Genomic DNA, 15,761 nt, shown 5'->3' on the forward strand with positions numbered 1-15,761 from the left:
CAGCTGTAAAAAAGGCTATCGTCGCGGGGATGGATTCGTCCAAAGCCTTGGCGCGGATCACCGACGTGGCGGTGAGCGACGTGCTGCCCCTGGCGCAGCGCCTGTTCGGCGCCACGCGTCGATCGCTGGACGAGCTGGCGTTGCGGACCTTGGGGCCGGACTTCGACGAACGGGTCAAGGAGCTGGCCGCCCACTACGCCGCCGTCGGTGGCGATCCCTTCGGCTTGGACGCCGAGACCGCGAAGTACGCCATCATGGTGAGCGCGTTCTTTCACCGGGTGTACTTCCGCACCGAGGTCACCGGCGTGGAGAACGTGCCCAAGGGCAGGGTGCTGCTGATCGCCAACCACTCCGGGCAGGTCCCCATCGACGGCGCCATCATCGGCGCAGCGTTGTTCTTCGACGCGGATCCGCCGCGGTTGATCCGCGCCATGGTGGAGAAGTGGTCGCAGACGTTGCCCTTCGTCTCCACCTTCTTTCGCCGCGTAGGCCAGGTGGTGGGCGTGCCGGAGAACGCGCGGCGCCTGCTCGAGATGGGCGAGCCACTGTTGGTCTTTCCGGAGGGCACCCGCGGCATCTCGAAGCCGTTCACCCGCCGCTATCAGCTGCAGGAGTTCGGTCTCGGCTTCATGCGTCTCGCGATCGAGACCAAGACGCCCATCGTGCCGGTGGCGGTGGTGGGGGCGGAGGAGCAGTACGTGAACTTCGGCAACCTGCGCTGGGCCGCCCGCGCCTTCGGCATGCCGGTGTTTCCGGTGATCCCCCAGGTGTTCATCCCCGGCGGGCAGATGCCGCTGCCTACGAAGTACCGCATCACCTTCGGCGAGCCCATGCGCTTCTCGGGCGATCCGGACGACGACGACCTGGTCATGGGCGAGAAGGTGTGGGTCGTGCGCCAGACGATCCAGAGCATGATCAATCGCGGCCTCAAGCAGCGAAAGAGTCTGTTCTTCTGATGGCCCGGGCGCGCGGAGCAGATCGCCGTCAGGCGGAGCGGCGGGCGGCCAGCAGCAGCGAGCCGGGAGCCGTGGTGGTCACCGGGGTGTGCGGTCGCATGGGCCGGCGCTTGGCGCGGCAGCTGCACCGCGAGCGGCTGGTCATCGGTCTGGATCGGCGTCCCTTCGACGACCGCCCGAAGGACATCGAGCACCATCCCATCGACATCCGTCGCAAGAAGGCGCGGGAGCTGTTTCGTCGCAAGAACATCTCGGCCCTGATCCACCTCGGCGTGATGCACGACCCGCGCGGCAACAGCGAGGAGCACCACACCTGGAACGTGGTCGCCTTCCAGAAGCTCCTCGACTACGTGCAGCTCCACCAGATCCCGAAGCTGGTGCTGCTCTCCAGCGCCAACGTGTACGGACCTCGCCCCGACAACGCTCAGTTCCTGAGCGAGGATGCGCCGCTGCTCGGCGCCGGGACCTTCAGCGACATTCGCGATCTGATCGAGCTCGACATGCTCGCTCAGTCGTTCTTCTGGAAGAACCCGCGCACGGAGACCGTGATCTTGCGGCCCGCGAACATCTTGGGGACCGTGCGGAACGCGCCCAGCAACTACCTGCGGCTCAAGGTGGTACCCACCTTGATGGGCTTCGACCCCATGGTGCAGGTGGTGCACCAGGACGACGTCGTGCGGGCCGTGCAGCTGGCGTTGCGGCCGGGGGTACGCGGCATCTTCAACATCGCCGGACCGCCGCCGGTGGCGCTCTCGGGCGCGCTCAAGTTGCTGAAGCGGCCGACGGTGCCCGTGCCCTACAGCATGGCGAAGCGGGGCGTCGCGCGCCTGTGGCGCTGGCGTATGACGTCGTTTCCTGCCCCCGAGCTCGAGTTCATTCGCTATGTATGCATGGTGGACGACCGACGCGCGCGCGAGATCCTCGGCTACGAGCCGGCCTTCGACCTGGCTGCTACGCTCGCCTCGGTGGACGAGGAACGATGGATCTGAAGTGGCTCTTCGCCGTGGGCGTGCTGCTCGCGGCGTGCTCCGAAAAGCATGGCGATCCGCCGCCGCCGGCGAGCAGCGTGAACCTGCCCATGGCCCCGCCCGGGGCTACCGGGGCGAAGGCTGCCGGCCGTGAGGATCCGAGCGCGGCGCCAGTGAGCACGGACGTGCCGGATCCCGATGACGAGGACATGCCGCCGCCGGTGCCCGGGCACCCGACGCTGCCGGGGCCGGGGGCCGGTGACGAGGACGCGGGGGTGGCGCTGTGAAGCGCGGTCTGGTCCTGCTGGCGCTCGTGGCTGGCGCCTGCTCCCACCACGGCCGTCCCACGGGTCCGCCCCCGGAGTATGAGCGTCCGACGCTGCCGCCCTGGGACGCGGGCAAGCCCGTCGATCCCCTGGACCAAGTGGAAGGGGAGGCAGTGGACGACTACGTGGAGCCCGCCGCGGACGCGGGGGCGGCGGAGGATGGCGGCCCCGACGCGTCCCCCGAGGCCGGTGTTCCATCTAGCTGAAAGGTGCTAGGCTCGGGCCGTTGTCAGAGCTTCGTTTTCCGAGGGGGCGTCGAGCTTGAGCGTAGCCGAGCAGTGCCAGAAGGCACGCACGGCGGCGCGAGCTTTGGCCCGTGCGAAGACCCGCGACAAGGACCTGGCCCTGAAGGCCGTGGCCGAGCGCCTTCGCGCCCGCGCCGACCACGTTGCCCGAGAGAACGAGAAGGATCTGGCGGCGGGCCGCACGGCGGGCCTGTCCGAGGCCCTGCTCGATCGCCTGGCCCTGAGCGCCGAGCGCATCGAGGCCCTGGCCCAGGCCGTGGAGCACGTCGCCACCCTGCCGGATCCGGTGGGCAGCCGCAGCGAGAGCCAGCGGGCGCCGAGCGGCATCGTGATCGCGCGACAACGCGTGCCCCTGGGGGTCATCGCGATGATCTACGAGGCCCGGCCCAACGTGACGGTGGACGCCGCCGTGTTGTGCGTGAAGGCCGGCAACGCGGTGCTGCTGCGCGGGGGCAAGGAGGCTGCCGCCAGCAACGCGGCCCTCGGTGAGATCCTGCGCGAGGGTCTTGCGAGCGCGGGTCTTCCGTCCGACGCCGTGCAGATCGTACCGCCCGGTAGTCGTGACGAGATCCGCGAGCTGCTTTCGGCGACGGACTTCATCGACCTGGCGATCCCCCGCGGTGGGCCCGGGCTCATTCGCTTCGTCGCGGAGAACGCCCGCGTGCCGGTGGTGAAGCACTACCACGGGGTCTGTCACCTGTTCCTGGACGAAGGCTGCAACGTGGAAATGGCCATGGCCCTCGCGGTGAACGGCAAGGCGCAGCGCCCTGGCGTGTGCAACGCCCTCGAGTGCTTGCTGGTGCACCAGAACGACGCCGCGCGGCTGTTGCCTCCGGTGCTCGCCGCCCTCGAGCAAGAGGGCGTGGAGATCCGCGGTTGCGAGCGCACGCGCCAAGTGGTGCCTCGGGTGAAGGCCGCCGCAGAAGACGACTTCGGCACCGAATTCCTCGCCAAGATCCTGGCGGTGAAGGTGGTGGACGGTTACGAAGCCGCGCTCGCCCACGTGGAGCGCTACGGGTCCAACCACACGGAGGTGATCTGCACCGAGAGCTACGAGCGCGCCCAGCGCTGGCTCGACGACGTGGACGCCAGCTGTGTGATGGTCAACGCGAGCACACGCTTCAACGACGGTGGTCAGCTCGGGCTGGGGACCGAAATCGGCATCTCCACCTCCAAGCTCCACGCCTACGGACCCATGGGTCTCACGAGCCTGACTACCGAGAAGTGGATCGTTCTCGGTAGCGGCCAAATCCGGCGCTGATGATGGTGAAAGCCAAGAAATCCAAGTCCAAGACCGCTTCTCGTTCGACGGTGCGCGCGCGCGGCGTTTCGCTCAAGGAGCACGTCAAGAAATCCGAGCCCACGGAAGAGGCGCGGCGCATCGCGCTGCTCGCCGCCGAAGCGGGCCTCGACAAGAAGGCCGTCGGTGTCGAGATCGTCGACGTGACCGGCAAGGTCGACTACGCGGACTTCTTGGTGCTCATGACGGGCCACAGCGATCGCCACGTGGCGGCCATCGCGGAGGCGGTCGACGAGCTGGCGAGCAGGAACGGCATCAGCGCCATCAGCATGGAAGGGCTGCCGCAGGCGAACTGGGTGCTCATCGACTTCGTGGATGTCGTGGTCCACGTGTTCGAGGAGCAAGCCCGGAGCCTGTACGACCTCGACGGGCTGTGGATGGACGCCCGCCGGGTGCCGGTGCCGGGCGCGAGCACCGGGCTTTCGTGAAGCTGGTCGTCGTCGCCGTCGGCAAGATCAAAGACAAGCATCTGCGCGCCGTCGCCGACGACTACAAGCAGCGCCTCGGCCGCTACGTGCGGGTGGAAGAGCTGGAGGTGAAGGACGGCGCCGCCCTCGAGCGGGCTGTGCCGGCGGACTCGCTGCGCGTCGCCCTGGAGGTGCACGGCGATGCGCTCGGCAGCGAAACCCTCGCGCGCCGCGTGGAGCGCTGGGGCAGCCAGGGCAAGGGCGTCGTCGCGTTCTTCATCGGCGGCGCCGAAGGGCTCCCCGCGGAGCTCTCCCGCGGCGCCGACGCGCGTCTCAGCCTCTCCAGCTTGACGCTCCCGCACCGCCTCGCGCGAGTGGTGCTGTTCGAGCAGCTGTACCGCGCGATGACGATTCTGCGCGGCGAACCCTACGCTCGCGAAGATTGATTTTGTTGGTTCGGCGCGACGCCCGGCGCGGGCCGTTTCCGCGGCGGACCGGCATGACAAGACGCGGGACAATCGGGTTGAGTCTTCGCTTTGGGCGGGCTCTGCTCGCCGCATGAAGAAGCTGTCGAAGCCGGTGGAAGCGGCGCTGGCGAAGGCCATCGGCAAGTACGGAACCCGGCACTGGGAGCCCGTGATGCTGGCGGCGGGTTTCGAGCGGGCGACGGGGCAGCACGCGCTCCGCCCCATCGGCCCTGCGAGCGAGTTGACGGCCGAGCAGCGGGCGCTGGCAGAGCGACTCTTGGAGCGACCGGGCGCGCTGGTGGGCGGCTTTCCGATCTACGTGGCGACGTGGCTGCGAAAGCAGTGGCTGGGCCTGGCGCCGCCCGGGGCAATGTTCGAGACGGTGAAGGTGAAGGGCAAGAACGTCGCGCGCATCGAGCTCCTGCGCGAGCGCGCGCGGGCGGGGGATCTCGACGGCATGTGGAAGCTGATCGATCCGCTGCCCCTCGCAAAGCGGGTGGAGATCTTGGCCACGATGGCGCTGGCGCCCTTCGATTTCTACATCATCGGTCTGGATGCGGCGATGGCTCGGACGGCCCTCGAGACGCTGAAGCCGCAGAAGCGCGCTGACACGTCCGTCGTGGACTTCGCCCTGAGCTTGTACAAGGGCCGGTTTCACATGGGCGAGCGGCCCCAGGGCGATCACCTGAATGCCGCGCTCGCGCAGATGCTGTTCGGCATGGCCATCGAGGGCGGCCGCCTACCGGAGCGCTACGAAGGACTGCTGCGTCTCGGCAAGAAGCAGTGGACCGATCGCGCGCTCCGGGCGATTGTGCCGGAGCGGCGAGGCGCGGCGCTGGCGGCGGCGCTCGATCGCGTCAGCTTCGGGAAAGAACGGCCGCGCGTCGGAACGGCGTTTCTGGTGGACCATCCGTACCCCGAGCTGGCGCGGGCGACGCTCGGCTGGGTGCAGAAGCTGAACAACCCCGAGCCAGCCCTCGAGCGCCTGCGCCCAGTGGTCAAAAAGCATCCGGAGCTCGCGTCGATCCTGAAGCTCGGCGCAGCGCCGACGGCGGAGCTCAGGGTGGACAAGCGGCTGTCTCCGGTGACGTTGAAGGCGCTCCGTCCGCGGCTGCGACTGCAGCTCGAGAAGGCGAACCAGCTCTACGGCGGGCACAAGGAGCGAGCGAAGGAGATCCTGGAACGCCCGCGGGACGCGATGGTGGACGAGCGCATTGTCCCGAGTACCTTGGAATACCGCTGCATCGCCGGGGCGGGCGGGCCGCTGTACGACGCTTGGCTGTACATGGGGGACAGCGGCACCGTGTTCAAGCTGGGCACGACGCTGGTGGTGGCGGAGATCGTGCAAGGGGGCATCGAGTGCAAGGACCCAGAGCTCCGGGCCCAGCTTCGACCGGTGCTGCGACTGAGCCTGGGGCAGCGCGGGCGAAGGGCGACGGCGAAGAAGACGAGCGCGAAGAAGTCGAGCGCGAAGAAGTCGAGCGCGAAGAAGTCGAGCGCGAAGAAGTCGAGCGCGAAGAAGTGTAAGTGCTCTTGGCGCCCCATCTTGACCTGAGCGCTGGCTTCAGCGGGGCATCTGCCAGGGCAGGAGCACTTCGCCGCGGTCGGCGGCTCTGACCGCCTCGAGCAGATACTCAGCCGGGTTGACCCCGTGGAGCTTGGCGGTCTCGATCAACGAGTAGAAGGTCGCCGCTACCTGCGTGCCGCGCTCGGACTTCGAGCCGAAGTGGTTCCGGCGCCCGACAACCGGCCCGCGAATGCCCCGCTCGGTTGCGTTGTTGTCGAGCGGGATGCGCGCGTCGTCCACGAAGCGCGTCAGGCGCTCCCAGTTGGCGATCCCGTACGCGGCGGCCTTTCCGATGCTCAGGGTCTTGAGCAGGGCCTGGCTCCAGAGCCACGTCTTTAGCTGGTCGAGCACCGCACGAGACTCCGTGCGACGCAGCTCGGTTTTCGCTGCCAGGTCATCGCCGGCGCGCTCGTCGATCTCGTAGAGCTGGCCGATCCACTTCATCGCCAGTTGCGCCTCGGGATGATCGGGTGCCGCCTCCTCGAATTTTCGGTAGGCGTGCGCCCAGCATCCGGCGAGATGGATGTGCTCGCTCTCTCTCGCGCCAGCTTCGTGTGTCTGTGCGGCGTCGCACACGATCACGCCGCGGTACGCACCGACGAGCTCGGTGAAGGTCTCCTTGCCCTTATCCTTTCGAATCCGATGCACGACGGCCCTGGGTGTCGTCACGCACCAAATCTGCCAGGGCTTCTTGTGCTTGTCGTCGAGTCGCTTCCAGCTCGTCTGGTCGAGTCCGATCACGGGCTCCAAGAGCGCGTCTTGGAACAGCGCGCCGTCCGCTGCCCGGAGCCGCCGCTCAACCACTTCGAGCAAGCCCCACAGCGTCTGCGTCGTCACGTCGACACCATGGCGACGTAGGATTCGCGACTGCCGCGCCAACGGGATGTGGTCGAGGTACTTGTCGATCGCGACCTTGATCGCGAATGCGAGCGAGTAGCGACTACCCGGAGTCGCGCGCTCCGGTCCCGGCGCGGTTTCGACGCAGCTTCCGCATCGACACACGTACTTCTGCTGCTGGACCTGGACGAGCCGGTAGCTCACCTCGATCACGTCGATCATCTCCGACGCCTCGAATTGCCCGGCCATCGCGCGCAGCTCGCCACCGCAGCTCGGGCACACGCGATCGGCGTCGTCGAGCTCGAACAGCATCGGCTCGAAGGGCAGAGCGGGCTGCGGCTTCGGCCCGAACTCACTGCGTGGCTTGTCCTTCGAGCGATCGCGACTGGGCTGGGCGTTGGGCAGAGGCGCAGCCTCCTGCGCTTTCTTCGTCAGCGTCTCGAGTAGCTCGAGTGTTCGCTGCAGCTCTTTCGGGTCGCCCTTGAGCGTTTCGAGCTCCTTGCACTTCGCGTTGAGTACGCGGAGAAGTTGCTCGATTTGCACTTGCTGCGCGAGCGCGATTCGTCGCAGTTGCTCGACATCGCTCTCGCGCCGCAGGTCCACATCAACGGTAGATCACGCCGTGCGATCGAGCGCAAGAACTTTCGGCTTCACGATCCCGGGCGACAGCACGCGACGACCGACGAGATCGCAGCCCTCGATGAAGAGCGCCAGCTCGGTCGACGTGAGCTCCACCGTGCGCCCGTCGTCGCTCCACAGCTTCGCGAAGCGACCGCGCTCGAGTCGCTTCTGGAAGATGCACAGCCCGGTGCCGTCCCACACGAGCACCTTGCAAGCGTGTCGCCGCTTGTTGGCGAACAAGAACAGGTCACCACTCAGCGGGTCGCGCCCGAGCCCGGTCTTCACGAGGCCGTACAGCCCGTCGTACCCCTTGCGGAGATCCACCGGCTCCGGGTACGCAAACACGCGCACAGCTCGGCTCGTGCCCAAGATCATCGGAGCGACCGCAACATCTCCGCGGCCTCCGCCACGGTCAGCCCGTCGATGCGCCAGCCCGACAGTGACACCAAGGTCGCCGGCTGCGGGGCAGCCGGCTCAGCCACCACGCGAACCGGAACCATCGCCCGGGACGGACTGGCGCTCTTCGCCGCTGCGAGGCACCAGCGGCGGACCGTGTCGAGCCCGAGCCCGAGCTCGTCAGCAATGGCTGCCCACGACGCGCCCTGCGCTCGCCACCGCTGCGCCCAGGCCACCACCTGTTGCTTCATTTCCGGCGGATATCGCTTGCCGCGGCCGCGTTCATGCCGCGAAAGCTCCTTCTTCAGACCCCGTGAATCTCCTGCCATCTGGCACCGTCCTTTCGTGGACGACGCGAGCACGACCAACCCCGCCTGTCACGACGGGGTCCGGAGAGCACTTACGAAGAAGTCGAGCGCGAAGAAGACTACGAAGGCGAAGCGCCGCTAGCTACGTCAGCGGCGGCAATGGCTCTCGCCGGACGACTCGAGCGCGCGCAGGAGGGCTTTCTCGACGTCGACTTCCACGTGCATGGTGGGACGGTTCCGCGGCGGACCAACACCCAATCTTCAGGAGGACTCGGCCTTCTTGCCTCGGCGCCGGAGATCCACCAGCCAGGAGATGCCGATGGACACGATGTACAGGACGCACAGGGGCACCGCGAGCAGGAACTGGCTGGTGACGTCCGGCGGTGTGAGCACGGCGCCCACCAGGAACGCGAGCACCACGAAGTAGCGCGCGAACTTGATGAGGTGGCGGTGAGTGACGAGGCCGGCGACGCTGAGGAAGAAGACCAGGACCGGCAGCTCGAAGACGGCACCGAAGGCGAGCAGCATGCGGGTGACGAACTCGATGTAGTCGCCGATCATCACCGTGGGGGTGACCTCGAAGCCCTCGGGACCGACGGGACCGCTGAAGCCCAAGAGGTACTGGAAGGCGATGGGGAAGGCGACTCGCCATCCGAAGTAGCCGCCGGCGGCGAACAGGCCGCAGCTGGAGACCACGAAGGGGATGGCGAGGCGCTTTTCCCGCGAGTAGAGGCCGGGCGCGATGAAGGCCCACAGCTGGTACAGCATGATGGGCAGCGAGAGCACGAAGCCGCCCAGCAGCGCGAGCTTGACGTAGGCGACGAACAGCGACGCCGGAGCGGGGAAGTGCAGGGCGGCGTGGCCGCCGAGCTTCTGCTCGTTCCACGCGGTGATGAACGGATGCGTGAGCACCCACAAAAGTCGCTCGCGGAAGAACCAGCACGCGGCAGTGCCGATGGCGAAGGCGGCGAGCATGCGCAGGAGCCGGGAGCGGAGCTCGTCCAGGTGCTCCCAGAAGGTCATCACGTGCTCTTCGGGATCCGCGCTCATTCGTCGTCCTCGCCCTGAGCCACGCGGCCGTCGTCCGCGTCCTCGTCGTCCGCCGTGCCCTGGGCCACGCGGTCGTCGTCCGCGTCTTCGTCGTCGTCGCTGTCCACCAGATCGTCCGGCAGGGCGCCATGGGCGTCCGCCCCTTCCAGCGGGTACTCGCGGTAGCGATCCAGCTCTGCGGCGTCGGGGTAGGGGTCGTCGTAGCTGGTGGCGGCCTCGCTGCGGCGGGACCCGATGGCGCTGCGAAGATCCCCCCGCAGCATGCCCCGCAGCTCGCTGATGCCGCCGTCGATGCCCTCTTGGCGCAAGATGTCGTCGATGCCGGTCTGGGCGCGCACCTCGGTGGTGAGCCGCCGGATGCGCCCGACCCACTGGCCGAGGGTGCGCAGCATTCCCGGGAGCTTTTGCGGACCCACGACGATGAGCGCGACCACCGCGATGAGCGTGATTTCCGACAGCGAAATGCCGAACACGGCGGCACGCTAGCGCGTGGTACCTCCGCCGGCAATCACTCGACGAACACCGGGTTGGTGAAGCCGAAGGGACGGACGGCAGGGTTATCGACGTTGGGAAGCGGCGTGTTTCCCGCGGCGATGACCAGCACGAAGGAGCCGGGTTGCAAATCGAGGTCGAAGGACTTGTCGAGGCGCACGGGCACCTTGCTGGAGGGCACCGGCAGGTAGCGGATGCGATTGCCTTTGGGGCCGAGCAGCACCTCGACCACGTCGACGTCGATCCAGGGCGCGGCTTTGACGACCACGTGCACGGTGTGCTTGCCGGCGGGCACGCTCTGCCCGGGTCCTTTGCCGTCCACGTCCAGCTGGATGATGGGCCCGGAGGTCACCACCACGCGCCCGGCCTTCACGCCGGCGAGCACGGCCTTGGGGTCGGCGCTGAGATCCTGAGCGTCGCTCTCGGAGCTGCCGTAGGTGATGAGATTTCGCGGCATGCCGGGATCGACGAAGAAGAGCTTGTGGGAGTCGCTGTTGCCGGTGGCCACGTAGCGGTGCCCTTGCCCCAAGAGCCGGATCCAGTCGAAGAGCACCATGCGGATCTTCGGCTGGCTCATGGAGTCGTAGCCGTTGAACACCTCGAGGGCGTCGTAGTCTTCGTCGAACTCGTCCTTGTACTGGTACGGAACGCGCGTGGTCTTCGGATCCAGCTTGTAGCGGGCGAAGTAGCCGATGTCGTCCCAGCGCGGGTGGTTCACCTGGATGATGCCGTGGGGGCTCACGCGGCGCATGTCGGCGAAGAGCTTCTTGGGCGTCGTGTCCTCGTAGGCCACGAAGTCGCCGCGCTTCATCGGCATCAGGTTGAAGTGCCCGAAGCGATTGCCCACGGTGCTGATCTCACTGCCGACCACGGTGAGCACGGGACGCGCCAGCGCACCGCTGGACATCAGCTTGGCCACCGTGGGGGCGAAGTCGGTGACGGCGTAGTGGTCGCTGGCCACCGCCAGCTCGAGCCCCTCGGCGGCGACGGACACGATGCGCGTGGACAGCGCGATGTCGGCGTCCACGCTGGGCGCCTGGTGCAGGTGCAGATCGGCCGCCACTTGCCCGGGGGTCGCGATCACGCGGCTGAGCTTGCCCTTGACGAAGACGTTCTGGCCTTCCTCGATGTTCACCGTGAAGCGCGCTGCGTCGCGCTCGATGCCCGCCGTGGCCAGCACCGAGTACTTGCCGACGGGCAGCGTGCGCACGAAGCGCCCGGTGCCGCTCCAGGCGAAGCGCCCAGCGCCGTTCTCGTCGCCGTCGTTGCCAAAGAACGGGTCCGGCGTGCCCGAAAGGCCCTTGAACGTGAGCTTGGCCGCCAGCGGCCGGCCCATCTCGTCGCCCACGTCCACGATCAACGTGGCCTTGGGCACCCACTTCGTCGGCTCCGGGATCGGTTGATAGCGCAGGGTGCGCCGCAGCGTGATCTCGCTGCCCACGAGCAGCGTCGTGGACTTGAGCTGGGTGAAGACCTCGGGAGCGAGGCCGTCGTGGCGCGACCGGTAGTGGATGCGCATGTCCGAGCCCGTCAGGCTCTCCAAGATCAGATCGCCGCCCGCGCCGCGGCGGCCGACCCAGTGCCCGCGTCCCGAGAAGGTGGGCTTGGTGCGTCCTTCACCCTCCACGAAGTAGTCGACGTTGCCCCACTTCACGGCGTCCCCCAGGGTGAGGGTGACCTTGCCGCCGGACACGTGCTCGATGCGGGTCTCGATGTCGAGCTTGGGGCGGTTCTGATCGAGGCGGTAGCGCGTGCTGACCCGCACGGTGCCCGCGCCCAGCGCCAGGGTGCTGACGGCGAGCACCGAGTCGCCGTCGATGCGCACGCTCTCGGCAGTGACGTTCTCGGGGCCTGCGCCGCTGTTGAGGGTGGGGTGCAGCTGCCATAGGCCGTCGATGGCAGCTTCGAGCTTGAGCTGGGGCGCCGTGGGCGGCGCCGGGCGGTTCGGCCAGAAGTCCACCAACCAACCGTCGCTCTTGCGGATGACGGCGGTGACGCTGCCGTTCACCAGGGCGAAGTCGCCGACCTTGGCGCCCACGCGCAGCCGCCCACCGAGCAGCGTGGCGTCGGCGATGAGCGCGCGGGGGCCGCTGGAGCCCGCCGTGGCGCCGTCCCCGAGCGCCGCCAACAGGAGCGGTGCGAGGAGCAGGTGACGGAGCCGGGGCATGGCGGGACTCTACCGCGCAAATGGGTGTTATCGTGGCCGCGATGAGGCGGTGGCTCGGGCTCTGCGGCGTGCTCTTGATCGCGCCGGCCGCGCAGGCGTCGCCCGCCGAGCAGTTCGGCTTCGGGCCCCGCAGCCAAGCGATGTCCGGCGCGGGGCCTGCCGTGGCCCGCGGCTTTTCCGCGACCTACGAGAACCCGGCGCTGCTCGCCCGCATGCACCACCGTGAGCTCACCTTGGGGTTCCAAGCGGTGCGCTTCTCGCTCCGGGCCCAAGGGCCGAACGCGCCGGGTCGTCTCTCGGAAGAGGGCGTGTCCGGGAGCTTCATCGGCGCGGTGCTGCCATTGCCCTTCGGGGGCATCCTCGAAGATCGCCTGACTCTCGGCCTCGGCACCTTCACGCCCAACGATCTCATCGCTCGGGCGCGGCTCCTGTACCCCGAGCGCCTGCAGTTCCCGCTGCTCACGGATCGCGCCCAGACCCTGAACTTCAACATGGGCCTGGGGGTCGATCTCGGGCACGGGATCCAGATCGGCGGCGGCGCTCTGGCCTTGGCCGAGCTGGTGGGCACCGTGGTCGTGCGCACCGACAGCTCGGGGCGCGTGGGCACCACCGTGGACGATCAGCTGATCGCCACCTACGCGCCCATCGTCGGCGTGGCGGTGGATCTGGGCACGACGGACTTGGGCCTCACTTGGCGCGGCGCTCTGGAAGGGGACTTCGACGTCGTGGTGCAGGTGTACGATCTCGGGAGCCTCACGGTGCCGGATCTGAACATCTCCGGCGTCGCCCAGTACGATCCCATGCAGCTCCAAGCGGAGGTCGCCCAGGAGGTCGGCGACTTCACCGTGGTGGGCGGCGCGACCTGGTCGCACTGGTCCGCCTTCGAAGGCTGGCGCAAGGCGACCGTGGAGTGCCCGCCCACGCAGCCGGACTGCGCGGCGCTGAAGGCGCAGCCGGTGAGCTTCCACGACATCGTGGTGCCGCGCATCGGCGGGATGTACGGCTGGTCCTTGAGCGACAGCGCGCACGCCGAGCTCCGCGCGGGCTACGCCTTCGCCAAGAGCCCCCTGGGCCCACAAACGGGGCCGTCGAACTACTTCGACAACGATCGCCACGTGCTGTCCGTGGGCTACGGCGTCGAGCTGGCGGAGCCTCTGCCGCCCATCACCGTGGACGCCTTCTACCAGCTGCACCTGTTGGCGCCGCGCACCCACGAAAAGCGCGCCGACGTGCCCGCGGACAACCTCGGCGCGCCCCAGGTGAAGAGCAGTGGCACGGTGCAGAACGCCGGCGTGTTCCTGGGGGTGAAGTTCTGATGCGTCGCGCCCTGCTCCTCGTGCTGGCCCTCGCCACCACCGCCAAGGCGAACCCGGCGGACACCTACGGCTTCGGTTCGCGCTCGACGGCCATGGGCGGCGCCGTCAGCGCCAGCGCTCGCGACTTTTCGGCCAACTACTACAATCCCTCGGGGCTGGCCCTGGCGCGGGGCACGGATCTCAGCGTGGGCTACGTCCGGGTGGATCACCACCTGTCGATGAACGGCGTCGACAGCCGCGCCGATCCCGTTCACGGCATCGTCGGTGGCATCGTGGCGCCGGGCAGCTTCGGCACGCTGCCCTTCGCCTTTGGCATCGCCACGCTGCTGAACGACGAGCGCCTCAGCCGCGCCCGCAGCACGCGCCAAGACGAGCCCCGCTGGGTGATGTACGACAACCGGCCGCAGCTCCTGTACTTGTCGGCCAACGTCGCGATTCGGCCCTTTTCCTGGCTCTCCGTCGGCGGCGGCATGACGTACCTGGCGGCCACCCAGGGCTCCTTCAATATCACCGGCACCGCCGTGCTGCCCGCCGGAGATCGAACGCAGTACGACTCCCAGCTGCGCCACGAGGTGGACGCGAACCTGACGGCGGTGCGCTATCCGGAATTCGGCATCACCGTGCGTCCCACCAAGGAGCTGGACCTCGCGGCGGTGTATCGCGGTCAGGCCAAGATCAAGCTGGACATCGGTGCGGAGCTCCGGGGCGACGTCGACGCCACGCTGCTCAAGGTGCCGGCCCGCTACACCCTCACCAGCACCACGGTGAACGCGTTCATTCCGCGGCAAGTGGTGCTGGGCGGAAACTGGCATCCGAGCAAGGAGCTCGACGTGGGGCTGGACGTCACCTGGGTGAACTGGGCCGCGTGGGAGAGCCCGGTGAGCCGTTCGCAGACGGTCTTGGACGTCAACGTTCCGCAGGGTTTCGAGCTGCCCCCCAACCCGAAGCCGACCCAGGTGCAGGATCCGGCTTTCGAGAACCGCCTGGTGCCGCGCATCGGCGCCGAGTACCGCTTGCCGCTGATGCGGGACCTCGAGCTGCCGGTGCGCGCCGGTTACTTCTTCGAGCACTCCCCGGTGCCGCCTCAGACCGGCGTGACCAACTACGTCGACGCCGACCGCCACGTGGTGTCGGCGGGTGCGGGTCTGAAGTGGAGCGACCCGGGCCGCGTGCTGCCCGGCAACCTCCGCTTCGACGCGCACGCGCAGCTGTCCCTGTTGCCGACCCGCGTCACCCTGAAGGACAACCCCGCGGACACCACCGGAGACTACAGAGCGCGGGGGACGATATTGAATCTCGGCGCTACGCTGAGTCTGGGGTTCGAATGAGAGCGCTCGCTGTCGTCTCCGTGCTGTGCGCCACCGCCTGCGCCACGCTGGCGAACGAGGCGGGAGATCTCGACGTGGAGCGCCCCAACGCCCTGGCCGGTCCGTTTCGCTTGCTGAAGGACCCGGAGCTCAGCAGCAAGGACGCGCCCTACATCCTCAAGAAGCGCTACTCGGACTTCCGCGATCCGAGCGTGATCGCCGAGGGCTCGGAGCTCGGCCCCACGACGCTGTACGCCACCGTCACCAGCCCGAGCGGGGACTCCATCCAGCGCTTCAGCGCGCCGGACGGTCGCAGCTTCGACCCCGCGGGCGCGGACGTGCTCACGCCCACGGAGAGCTGGGAAGGCGGCGCGATCGCCCAGCCCAGCGTCGCGCGGGTGAACGGCGAGCTGTGGCTGGCCTATGCCGCGGCCGGGGGCATTGGCCTCGCGCGCTCGAGCGACGGCGAGACGTTCGTGAAGGATCCGGCGCCGGTGCTCGAGGCGGGGGGCGACGCCTGGGAGGGTGGAGCGGCTCCCCAGGCGCCCGCGCTGCTCGCGCTGCCGTCGGGTGAGGTGCGGCTGTTCTACTCCGCCAACGGGCGCATCGGCGAAGCGCGCTCGTCGGGCACGGGCAGCTTCACCCGCATCGGCAGCGCGCCGGTGCTCGAGCCCGGTGGCACCGAGTTCGACGGCCAGGCCGTCGGGGATCCAGATGCTTGGCTGAGCCAGACTGCGGAGGGCCGCCGTGTGACCCGCGTGTACTTCACGGCCACCGCCGAGGACGGCAGCCAGTCCGTGGGGCTGGCCGCGCGCTACCAGAGCGAAGGGCGCCTCACCCCCGCCGCGGCTCCCTCCCTATCGGGCCCGCGAAATCCTCGCTCCCCAGCGGTTTTGCCCCGCGCAAAGCTCACCCTGTTGTTCGTCACCCAGCGCGCGGGCAGCTCGGATTCCCAGGATTTCCCCGCCATCGCCGAGGGCGTGGCGCCCGCCACGGTGGATCTCACGCTGCCCTGATCCGCGGAAACCGGG

General features: G+C 68.5%; 17 protein-coding genes. 11 read left to right on the plus strand and 6 right to left on the minus strand.

The window, feature by feature from the left end:
- Positions 1-29 precede the first annotated feature (29 nt).
- The 8 genes from H6717_26255 (at position 30) to H6717_26290 (ending at position 6,224) form a co-directional block, all read left to right on the plus strand.
- A complete protein-coding gene (locus tag H6717_26255; protein MCB9580561.1) occupies positions 30-956 on the plus strand; it encodes an acyltransferase family protein in 927 nt (308 codons plus the stop codon).
- A complete protein-coding gene (locus H6717_26260) occupies positions 956-1,945 on the plus strand; it encodes an NAD-dependent epimerase/dehydratase family protein (GenBank protein MCB9580562.1) in 990 nt (329 codons plus the stop codon). The genes H6717_26255 and H6717_26260 overlap by 1 nt, the downstream gene beginning before the upstream one ends.
- Positions 1,936-2,211, plus strand: a complete 276-nt coding sequence (locus tag H6717_26265) for a hypothetical protein (GenBank protein ID MCB9580563.1) — start codon at positions 1,936-1,938, stop codon at positions 2,209-2,211. The genes H6717_26260 and H6717_26265 overlap by 10 nt, the downstream gene beginning before the upstream one ends.
- The gene (locus tag H6717_26270; protein ID MCB9580564.1) at positions 2,208-2,456 is read left to right on the plus strand and encodes a hypothetical protein; all 249 of its coding nucleotides are present in this window, start codon (positions 2,208-2,210) and stop codon (positions 2,454-2,456) included. The genes H6717_26265 and H6717_26270 overlap by 4 nt, the downstream gene beginning before the upstream one ends.
- A 55-nt stretch (positions 2,457-2,511) precedes the next feature.
- Positions 2,512-3,756, plus strand: coding sequence for a glutamate-5-semialdehyde dehydrogenase (locus tag H6717_26275; protein MCB9580565.1), 1,245 nt, complete (start codon positions 2,512-2,514; stop codon positions 3,754-3,756).
- Complete coding sequence (gene rsfS, locus H6717_26280; protein ID MCB9580566.1) at positions 3,756-4,223, plus strand: ribosome silencing factor; 468 nt, start codon at positions 3,756-3,758, stop codon at positions 4,221-4,223. The genes H6717_26275 and rsfS overlap by 1 nt, the downstream gene beginning before the upstream one ends.
- Positions 4,220-4,648, plus strand: coding sequence for a 23S rRNA (pseudouridine(1915)-N(3))-methyltransferase RlmH (locus H6717_26285; GenBank protein ID MCB9580567.1), 429 nt, complete (start codon positions 4,220-4,222; stop codon positions 4,646-4,648). The genes rsfS and H6717_26285 overlap by 4 nt, the downstream gene beginning before the upstream one ends.
- 112 nt (positions 4,649-4,760) lie before the next feature.
- A complete protein-coding gene (locus H6717_26290) occupies positions 4,761-6,224 on the plus strand; it encodes a hypothetical protein (protein MCB9580568.1) in 1,464 nt (487 codons plus the stop codon).
- A gap of 9 nt (positions 6,225-6,233) precedes the next feature.
- Here the strand turns inward: H6717_26290 and H6717_26295 are convergent, their stop codons facing one another.
- From H6717_26295 to H6717_26320, 6 genes are all read right to left on the minus strand, one after another.
- Positions 6,234-7,676, minus strand: a complete 1,443-nt coding sequence (locus H6717_26295) for an IS66 family transposase (GenBank protein MCB9580569.1) — start codon at positions 7,674-7,676, stop codon at positions 6,234-6,236.
- Between the two features lie 12 nt (positions 7,677-7,688).
- Positions 7,689-8,069 (minus strand): IS66 family insertion sequence element accessory protein TnpB, encoded by a 381-nt coding sequence (gene tnpB, locus H6717_26300; protein MCB9580570.1) that lies wholly within the window; start codon positions 8,067-8,069, stop codon positions 7,689-7,691.
- On the minus strand, positions 8,066-8,419 hold the full coding sequence (locus H6717_26305; GenBank protein MCB9580571.1) for a hypothetical protein: 354 nt from the start codon (positions 8,417-8,419) through the stop codon (positions 8,066-8,068). The genes tnpB and H6717_26305 overlap by 4 nt, the downstream gene beginning before the upstream one ends.
- A gap of 240 nt (positions 8,420-8,659) precedes the next feature.
- Positions 8,660-9,448: a twin-arginine translocase subunit TatC gene (gene tatC / locus H6717_26310; protein ID MCB9580572.1), complete on the minus strand. Its 789-nt coding sequence runs from the start codon at positions 9,446-9,448 to the stop codon at positions 8,660-8,662.
- A complete protein-coding gene (tatB, locus tag H6717_26315; protein MCB9580573.1) occupies positions 9,445-9,921 on the minus strand; it encodes a twin-arginine translocase subunit TatB in 477 nt (158 codons plus the stop codon). The genes tatC and tatB overlap by 4 nt, the downstream gene beginning before the upstream one ends.
- A 35-nt stretch (positions 9,922-9,956) precedes the next feature.
- Positions 9,957-12,107 (minus strand): CehA/McbA family metallohydrolase, encoded by a 2,151-nt coding sequence (locus tag H6717_26320; protein ID MCB9580574.1) that lies wholly within the window; start codon positions 12,105-12,107, stop codon positions 9,957-9,959.
- Positions 12,108-12,148: 41 nt separating this feature from the next.
- Between H6717_26320 and H6717_26325 the strand changes: the two genes are divergently transcribed.
- The 3 genes from H6717_26325 to H6717_26335 are packed head-to-tail and all read left to right on the plus strand — an operon-like array spanning position 12,149 to position 15,746.
- On the plus strand, positions 12,149-13,423 hold the full coding sequence (locus tag H6717_26325) for an outer membrane protein transport protein (protein MCB9580575.1): 1,275 nt from the start codon (positions 12,149-12,151) through the stop codon (positions 13,421-13,423).
- The gene (locus H6717_26330) at positions 13,423-14,751 is read left to right on the plus strand and encodes an outer membrane protein transport protein (protein MCB9580576.1); all 1,329 of its coding nucleotides are present in this window, start codon (positions 13,423-13,425) and stop codon (positions 14,749-14,751) included. Before H6717_26325 ends, H6717_26330 begins: the two co-directional genes overlap by 1 nt.
- The gene (locus H6717_26335) at positions 14,748-15,746 is read left to right on the plus strand and encodes a hypothetical protein (GenBank protein MCB9580577.1); all 999 of its coding nucleotides are present in this window, start codon (positions 14,748-14,750) and stop codon (positions 15,744-15,746) included. The genes H6717_26330 and H6717_26335 overlap by 4 nt, the downstream gene beginning before the upstream one ends.
- Positions 15,747-15,761: the final 15 nt, after the last annotated feature.

It is taken from the genome of Polyangiaceae bacterium (assembly GCA_020633235.1).
GTDB lineage: Bacteria > Myxococcota_A > Polyangia > Polyangiales > Polyangiaceae > JACKEA01.

Bases quoted from the DNA above. Each gene is read 5' to 3' on its own strand.
- H6717_26255 (MCB9580561.1), top strand. From the start codon at position 30: ATGGATTCGTCCAAAGCCTTGGCGCGGATCACCGACGTGGCGGTGAGC.
- H6717_26260 (MCB9580562.1), top strand. From the start codon at position 956: ATGGCCCGGGCGCGCGGAGCAGATCGCCGTCAGGCGGAGCGGCGGGCG.
- H6717_26265 (MCB9580563.1), top strand. From the start codon at position 1,936: ATGGATCTGAAGTGGCTCTTCGCCGTGGGCGTGCTGCTCGCGGCGTGC.
- rsfS (MCB9580566.1), top strand. From the start codon at position 3,756: ATGATGGTGAAAGCCAAGAAATCCAAGTCCAAGACCGCTTCTCGTTCG.
- H6717_26290 (MCB9580568.1), top strand. From the start codon at position 4,761: ATGAAGAAGCTGTCGAAGCCGGTGGAAGCGGCGCTGGCGAAGGCCATC.
- tnpB (MCB9580570.1), bottom strand. From the start codon at position 8,069: ATGATCTTGGGCACGAGCCGAGCTGTGCGCGTGTTTGCGTACCCGGAG.
- H6717_26305 (MCB9580571.1), bottom strand. From the start codon at position 8,419: ATGGCAGGAGATTCACGGGGTCTGAAGAAGGAGCTTTCGCGGCATGAA.
- tatC (MCB9580572.1), bottom strand. From the start codon at position 9,448: ATGAGCGCGGATCCCGAAGAGCACGTGATGACCTTCTGGGAGCACCTG.
- H6717_26320 (MCB9580574.1), bottom strand. From the start codon at position 12,107: ATGCCCCGGCTCCGTCACCTGCTCCTCGCACCGCTCCTGTTGGCGGCG.
- H6717_26325 (MCB9580575.1), top strand. From the start codon at position 12,149: ATGAGGCGGTGGCTCGGGCTCTGCGGCGTGCTCTTGATCGCGCCGGCC.
- H6717_26330 (MCB9580576.1), top strand. From the start codon at position 13,423: ATGCGTCGCGCCCTGCTCCTCGTGCTGGCCCTCGCCACCACCGCCAAG.
- H6717_26335 (MCB9580577.1), top strand. From the start codon at position 14,748: ATGAGAGCGCTCGCTGTCGTCTCCGTGCTGTGCGCCACCGCCTGCGCC.